Origin of the sequence: Chitinophaga sp. (assembly GCF_036566945.1) — a bacterium.
GTDB lineage: Bacteria > Bacteroidota > Bacteroidia > Chitinophagales > Chitinophagaceae > Chitinophaga.
Window position 1 is genome coordinate 1 of sequence record NZ_DATCVJ010000655.1, and the last position, 7442, is coordinate 7442.

6 protein-coding genes are annotated in these 7442 nt (G+C 42.4%); 5 read left to right on the top strand and 1 reads right to left on the bottom strand.

Features of this window, described 5'->3' with window-relative positions; translation table 11 throughout:
- The 5 genes from VIP81_RS19925 to recA all read left to right on the top strand — a co-directional run.
- On the top strand, nucleotides 1–416 hold a 416-nt coding region (locus VIP81_RS19925), incomplete at its 5' end, for a hypothetical protein (protein WP_331965190.1).
- 89 nt (nucleotides 417–505) lie between these two features.
- A complete protein-coding gene (locus tag VIP81_RS19930) occupies nucleotides 506–1105 on the top strand; it encodes a ribonuclease HII (protein WP_331965193.1) in 600 nt (199 codons plus the stop codon).
- A 211-nt stretch (nucleotides 1106–1316) separates the two neighbouring features.
- Complete coding sequence (gene rpoN, locus VIP81_RS19935) at nucleotides 1317–2741, top strand: RNA polymerase factor sigma-54 (RefSeq protein ID WP_414649352.1); 1425 nt, start codon at nucleotides 1317–1319, stop codon at nucleotides 2739–2741.
- Nucleotides 2742–2752: 11 nt separating this feature from the next.
- Entirely contained in the window at nucleotides 2753–3448 is a 696-nt protein-coding gene (locus tag VIP81_RS19940; RefSeq protein WP_331965199.1) for a hypothetical protein, read from the top strand.
- Nucleotides 3449–4037: 589 nt separating this feature from the next.
- Nucleotides 4038–5048: a recombinase RecA gene (recA, locus tag VIP81_RS19945; RefSeq protein WP_331965202.1), complete on the top strand. Its 1011-nt coding sequence runs from the start codon at nucleotides 4038–4040 to the stop codon at nucleotides 5046–5048.
- 307 nt (nucleotides 5049–5355) lie between these two features.
- On the opposite strand, the gene typA is transcribed toward recA, so the two are convergent.
- Nucleotides 5356–7164: a translational GTPase TypA gene (gene typA, locus VIP81_RS19950; RefSeq protein WP_331965205.1), complete on the bottom strand. Its 1809-nt coding sequence runs from the start codon at nucleotides 7162–7164 to the stop codon at nucleotides 5356–5358.
- Nucleotides 7165–7442: the final 278 nt, after the last annotated feature.

Consider the following 7442-nt stretch of genomic DNA (forward strand, 5'->3'; position numbering starts at 1 on the left):
TAGGCATTGCCGCCTTCTTTGCCTGCAATGAGAGTAGCACTCAGCAGGAAAAAAAAGAGGATGCAAAAGATGATTTGCAGAAAGCCGGTGAGGATTTAAAGTCTGCCGCCAGCAATACCGGTGATTACTTGTCTGAGCAAAAGAAGCAGGCCGAGGATGCCATCCGCGAAAGAATTAAAGAAATAGACCAGACTACTACGGAGTTAAAGAAAGACGGCGATGAAAAAAGTGAGGCGGCCCGTAAAAAACTGGAAGCGTTGAAAGTGCAGATGAATAAAAAGCTGGAAGATGTAAAAAACAGTAGTGCAGAGACCTGGGACAGCACCCGTGCAGCGGCCGATCAGCTGATGAAAAAATCTGATAAGGAGTGGACAGATTTCAAACAGGACTTCAAGGATCTGTTTAAGAAGGATTAGGAGAATACTGCGGTATGGCTTCAAAATTCTGTAATCCTTGTTCCTTGTACATTAATCTTGTAATTTTACCCGGCTTAATATATTAGGATTTGCTACTTTCTTATCATCAGGAATTATTAACAGAAGCCGGCTGCGATGAAGCCGGAAGAGGATGCCTGGCGGGTCCTGTGTTTGCGGCAGCAGTTATTCTGCCTAAAAAATTCAGGCATTCATTGCTGAATGACTCCAAGCAGATGAAGCCGGCCGACCGGGATAAACTGCGGGTAGTGATCGAGAAAAAAGCAATTTGCTATGCCGTGGCAAGTGTGGATAATGTAGAAATAGACAAGATAAATATACTGAAAGCTTCTTTCAAGGCCATGCATCTGGCATTGGAAAAGCTACAGCAACAACCGGAGTTCATACTGGTAGATGGTAACCGCTTTTATGCATATGGCACTACGCCACACGCCTGTATCATTCAGGGCGATGGCATATATGCTTCCATTGCAGCAGCTTCCATTCTGGCAAAAACCTATCGGGATGAATATATGCAGCAGTTACATGCCACATATCCTCATTTTGGATGGAATGTGAATAAAGGTTACCCGACGAAGCAACACCGTGATGCGATCAGGGAATTTGGCGATACGCCTTATCACCGGAAAACATTCAGGCTGTTGCCGGAGCAATTGGAATTGGACCTGTAAAGCTTTTAGCAGTTAGCCATTAGCTTTTAGCCAATGCAGCAAAGATGATAATATGTTGATCTCCGCTGCATTTGCTAAAAGCTAAAAGCTGATAGCTAACTGCTTAGTTAACCTTATACTTATTAATTTTGTCCTCTGGGAAACAATTATGTTAAAGCAGACACAACAGCAAAAGTTATTACAGAAGCTTTCACCACAGCAAATTCAGCTCATGAAATTGCTGCAGGTACCTACTGTCAATCTGGAAGAAAGGATTAAAGAAGAACTGGAAGAGAATCCGGCATTGGAATATGGTGAAGAAGCCGGTGAAGATGAGTTCAAGGAGCAGGAAGAATTTGAAACACCTGCCGAAGAGGATGAATTTGAACCAGATGGCAGTGAAAATGAATACGACAACATAGATATTTCTGAATATGTAAGTGAGGGAGATGATGATGTAGCGGATTACAAGCTGCGTGATGATAATTATCCGGATCCTGATGAGAGCAATAAAACTATTCCTATCCGGGTGGAGACTTCCTTCCACGAGCATTTGTTAAGCCAGCTGGGTATGCTGGAACTGGACGACCATCAGAATGCCATTGCCGAACATATTATTGGCAGCATTGATGATGACGGATATCTGCGCAGGGAAATCAGCTCTATGGTAGATGATCTCTCCTTTTCCCAAAATATTGATACCACAGAAGAAGAAATCAATGCCCTGATCAAAAAGATCCAGGACTTTGATCCGGCGGGCGTTTGCGCTACTGATCTGAAAGAGTGTTTACTGTTGCAGTTAAAGCGTAAAGCACAGGATGATCCAGGCGTACATAATGCGTATCTCATCCTGGAGAACTACTTTGATGAATTTACAAAGAAGCATTACGAGAAGATACAAAAGGCACTGGGTCTTACAGACGAAGGTCTGAAAGAAGCCATCACACAGATTATTAAGCTGACGCCTAAACCAGGTGGCAATTTTGCCACGCTGAATAAAGCAGAAAGCTATGTGTTGCCAGACTTCTTTATATTGAATAATGCCGGCAAACTGGAGCTGACGCTTAATTCGCGCAATGCACCGGATCTGCGTATTTCCGGCGGTTACCGTGAAATGCTAAAGGAATATGACCGTGGCGATAAAAAGGATAAGCGTCAGAAAGAAGCGGTATTATTTATCAAGCAAAAAATTGATGCCGCCAAATGGTTTATAGACGCCATTAAGCAGCGACAGCATACTTTACTGTCTACCATGGAATCTATCATGGATTATCAACGCGAATTTTTCCTTACGGGAGATGAAACCACGATGAAGCCTATGATCCTGAAAGATATCGCGGATCGTACACAACTGGATATTTCTACCGTAAGCCGCGTGGCAAACAGTAAGTATGTACAAACTGAATTCGGCACCTTTAAACTGAAATTTTTCTTCTCTGAGTCCCTATCTACCGATAGTGGAGAGGAAGTATCTACGAGGGAGGTGAAAAAGATTTTATCTGATCTTATAGAGGCAGAAAACAAACGCAAGCCGCTGAGTGATGAAAATCTGACGAAGATGTTGCAGGATAAAGGATACAATATTGCCCGCCGTACGGTGGCCAAATACAGGGAGCAGCTGAATATACCGGTAGCCCGTTTACGTAAAGAATTATAAGAAACCATACCATGCAAGAACAAGCTGTTTTAGACCGGAACGGAAATTCACATACAGCGCCGGAGTTTTCACCTGTGATGAGATCACTGGCACAAATCATTTCCTATCTTACTCATCCGCTGTTCATTCCGCTGCTGGTAACGTTTTTGGTGCTACAGTCCATTCCTGAATATATGGTAGCGTTTAAGTCGCTGAGCAAACGTTTTGCTTTCGACATGCTTTATTTCAGGGTAGCTATTATCAGTATAGGGTTTCCGGTGCTGACCATGTTGCTGGCCAAAGCGCTGAAATTTGTTTCCTCCATATATATGAAGACCCAGCGTGACCGGATCATTCCTTATGTAGCAATGATCACGTATTACTTCTGGGCGTTTTATACTTTTTTGCAGGAAGGCCGGGCGCCAAAGTTCTACACCGCTTTTTTCCTGGGCGTTTTTCTGAGTATTTCCATTGCTTTTGTCTCCAATAATTTTATTAAAACCAGCATGCACACGGTAGGCTGGGGAGGTGTGATCGGATTTCTATTGTCGTTGATGTGGGGTATGCATATGAATGTGTCTGTCCCCTTACTGATTACTTTTTTTGTAGCCGGAATCGTGGCTACTGCCCGCATGGTGCTGGAAGCACATACTCCGCGTGAGATTTATATTGGTTTCCTGATTGGGATTGTTTCGCAGCTGGCAGCTTGCTGGATCTTAGTAAGATAAGCGGCATTCCACCATTCCATTCCCTGTTCACTGATGGTATTAGCCATACAATGAACAGGGGGGAACAACATATAGAATGGCGATAAAAAAATTTTGGGGTTTAACCTGGACCACTTCACCTTATCTTTTACACACATTGGATGCAAGGCCACAAGGCAGGCTAACAAACAATCATAACAAACAGTAGGGGATTAACTTCAACAACTAAACTTGACAATACAAAAGTCAAACATTCTATGCTGATACTCAAGCGTATAACTACGCTTTTTAAAAATGCAGTAGAATTCTCGTTTTCGTAACGTCATAATTTTTTTTGGATGTTTGTTATTACGCACATTCAATGCGTAATGAGAGCGCATCTTTGTTATGCCATTGGGGCTTACCCTTTTAAAAGGTAAGAATCCGGATATGGCCTGGTTGAACGGAGTAATAATAACAGCCTGGAAGAGATTACTAGTTTATTTAGCATTTGAAAGAAATTGCTAAAAATTTTAGGAAAATAAAAAATTAGATCATAACTTAGCAATCCAATTAATATGCTTTCTAATTGTGATCAGCTATCTTTTAAATTTGTAAAAACATTAATGATATGTCTACAGCCAATGCAGAAAAACTGAAGGCCCTGCGCCTCACAATGGACAAGATTGAGAAAGATTTCGGTAAGGGATCTGTGATGATGATGGGTGAAAAAGCAGAAGCCCCGATGGAGGTTATTTCTACGGGTTCTCTGGGTCTTGATATTGCACTTGGAATTGGTGGTTTACCGAAAGGAAGAATTATTGAGATATATGGACCTGAGTCTTCCGGTAAAACAACTATTGCCATACATACAATTGCCGAAGCACAGAAAAAAGGTGGCATATGTGCCATTATAGATGCGGAGCATGCTTTTGACAGCAGCTATGCAAGAAGACTGGGAGTTGACGTTGATTCCCTGTTAATATCACAACCGGATCATGGTGAGCAGGCGCTGGAAATTGCAGACCGTCTGATTCTTTCCGGAGCAGTAGACGTAGTGGTAATTGACTCCGTTGCAGCACTGGTACCAAAGAGTGAGCTGGAAGGTGAAATGGGTGAAAGCAAAATGGGATTACAAGCCCGTTTGATGTCACAGGCACTGCGTAAATTAACGGCCACCATTTCTAAAACGAATTGTTGCTGCATATTTATTAACCAGTTACGTGAAAAGATAGGTGTTATGTTTGGTAATCCTGAAACGACCACCGGTGGTAATGCGTTGAAATTCTACGCATCTGTAAGACTGGACATACGCCGTATGAGTCAGATAAAAGATGGTGACGAAGCCATTGGTAACCGTGTGAAAGTGAAAGTGGTGAAAAATAAAGTTGCCCCTCCATTCCGCCAGGCAGAATTCGATATCATTTATGGTATGGGTATTTCTAAAATGGGTGAGGTCATTGACATGGGTGTTGAATATGGTGTGATCCAGAAAAGTGGTAGCTGGTTCAGCTATGATACCAATAAATTAGGCCAGGGCCGTGATGCTGTGAAACAACTGCTGAACGACAATCCTGAGCTGGCAGCAGAAATCGAAGCGAAGATTAAAGTGAAAATTCAGGAAAAGCAGGATGCTGCTTAAGGAACATCACTGTAGGAATCGTGTTTGAAAGTCGCTATTGGGTGGCGATTTTGAAATGATGACGCTGCGCTGTTGAATAGTCGCTTTTGAAAGCTGCTATTGAAAGTTACCAAAGAATTGAATTAGATCTTACTATTTAAGATATACATAGAAGTTAGTTTTAGTTTTAGTAAGCATTGGGTTAGTATGCACATCCCTGCCTTGTCCTGGGCGGGGATTTTTTTGACCCTTAACCCCGAAAAAGAAAAACCCGCTCCGATTACCGGAGCGGGTTTTTCTTTTTTCACTAGCTATCTTACAAAGGCAATTAAGCTTCCGCTTTCATGCTCTTAGCTGTTCTCTTACGTTCTTCTTCATCCAGAATAACCTTACGCATACGGATGAAGTTCGGTGTAACTTCAATACACTCATCGTGCTGAATATACTCCATACATTCTTCCAGTGTCATCAGAATTTTAGGCGCAATGTTAGCCGCACCATCTGTTCCGCTTGCACGCATGTTGGTCAGTTTCTTTCCTTCGTTTGGATTCACCACCAGGTCACCTGGTTTGTTGGTTTCACCAATGATCATACCCTTGTACACTTCTTCTCCCGGATCAACGAAGAAAGATCCTCTATCCTGCAACTTATCGAGAGAGTAACCAGTAGTAGTACCAGCTTCTTTCGCGATCAGCACACCGTTGTTACGGCCTGGGATAGCACCTTTCCATGCTTTGTAATCATTAAATCTGTGCGCCATTACCGCTTCACCTGCAGTTGCAGTCAGCATTTGTGTACGCAAACCAATCAAACCACGGGAAGGAATTTCAAATTCCAGGTGTTGCATTTCACCCTTGGTTTCCATGATCAGCATCTCACCTTTACGACGGGTTACCAGATCAATTACCTTGCTGGCAAAATCCTGCGGAACGTCTACCACCAGGGTTTCGTACGGTTCGCATTTTTTACCATCTACGTGTTTAACAATTACCTGTGGCTGACCAACAGTTAACTCGTAACCTTCACGACGCATCGTTTCAATCAATACACCTAAGTGCAGGATACCACGACCATATACCATGAAGCTATCAGCACTGTCAGAATCCATTACACGCAGTGCCAGGTTCTTTTCAGTTTCTTTCATTAAGCGATCACGCAGGTGACGGGAAGTAACAAACTTACCATCTTTACCAAAGAACGGAGAGTTGTTAATACCAAACAACATGTTCATGGTAGGCTCATCTACACTGATGATAGGTAATGCTTCCGGCTCTTCAGCATCAGCGATAGTATCACCAATGTTGAAACCTTCAATACCAACCACCGCGCAAATATCACCGGCGAATACTTTAGTTACTTTTCTTTTACCTAATGCTTCGAAGATATACAGCTCACGCACTTTCTGCTTTTTGCTGGTACCATCTGTTTGCATTAAAGTAATCCACTGACCTTCTTCGATGGAAGCACGTGCTACTTTACCTACAGCGATACGGCCAAGGAAAGAAGAATAATCCAGGGAAGTGATCTGCATCTGCAGATTGCCTTCTGGTGTTTTAGGTTCCGGCACATACTGCAGGATACCATCCATCAGCGGGGAAATATCTTCACTCTGTTCTAATGAACTGTTGAACCAGCCATTTTTACCAGAGCCATAAAATGTCGGGAAGTTCAATTGATCTTCTGTAGCGTCCAGGTTGAAGAACAACTCAAAAACTGCATCGTGTACTTCGTCAGGACGACAGTTTGCTTTATCAACCTTGTTGATAACAACAATCGGCTTCAAGTTCAGCTGTAAGGCTTTCTGCAACACAAAACGTGTCTGCGGCATAGGTCCTTCAAAAGCATCTACTAACAAGATAACACCATCAGCCATTTTCAATACTCTTTCCACTTCACCACCGAAGTCGGCGTGGCCTGGAGTATCGATCACATTGATTTTGGTTCCCTTGTATTCAATAGAAGCGTTCTTACTGAAGATGGTGATACCACGTTCTCTTTCAAGATCGTTACTATCCATGATCAGCTCTCCTGATTCCTGGTTAGCCCGGAATACATTAGCCTGATGAAGGATTTTGTCAACCAAAGTAGTTTTACCATGGTCTACGTGTGCAATAATTGCGATATTACGAATGTTCATATACTTAAGTCTTTAGCTATCAGCCATTAACAAAATTTACGCTAATAGCTACAAAAAGAAGGCGCAAAGGTACGAAAACCTAGCGAGAATGAAGGAAACACGTTTTAAATAAATGTAATCATTTAGTCACGCGTCGAATCCATGTTGCAACATGCTGACAACCACTGATTTACAATTAATTATAAGCAAATATGGTAATCAATTAGTTTTATGGCGTCAATTTTGTTTCCCGCTACCGCGTTTTAATGGCATAACCGACTTTTATGATAAAGAAATTA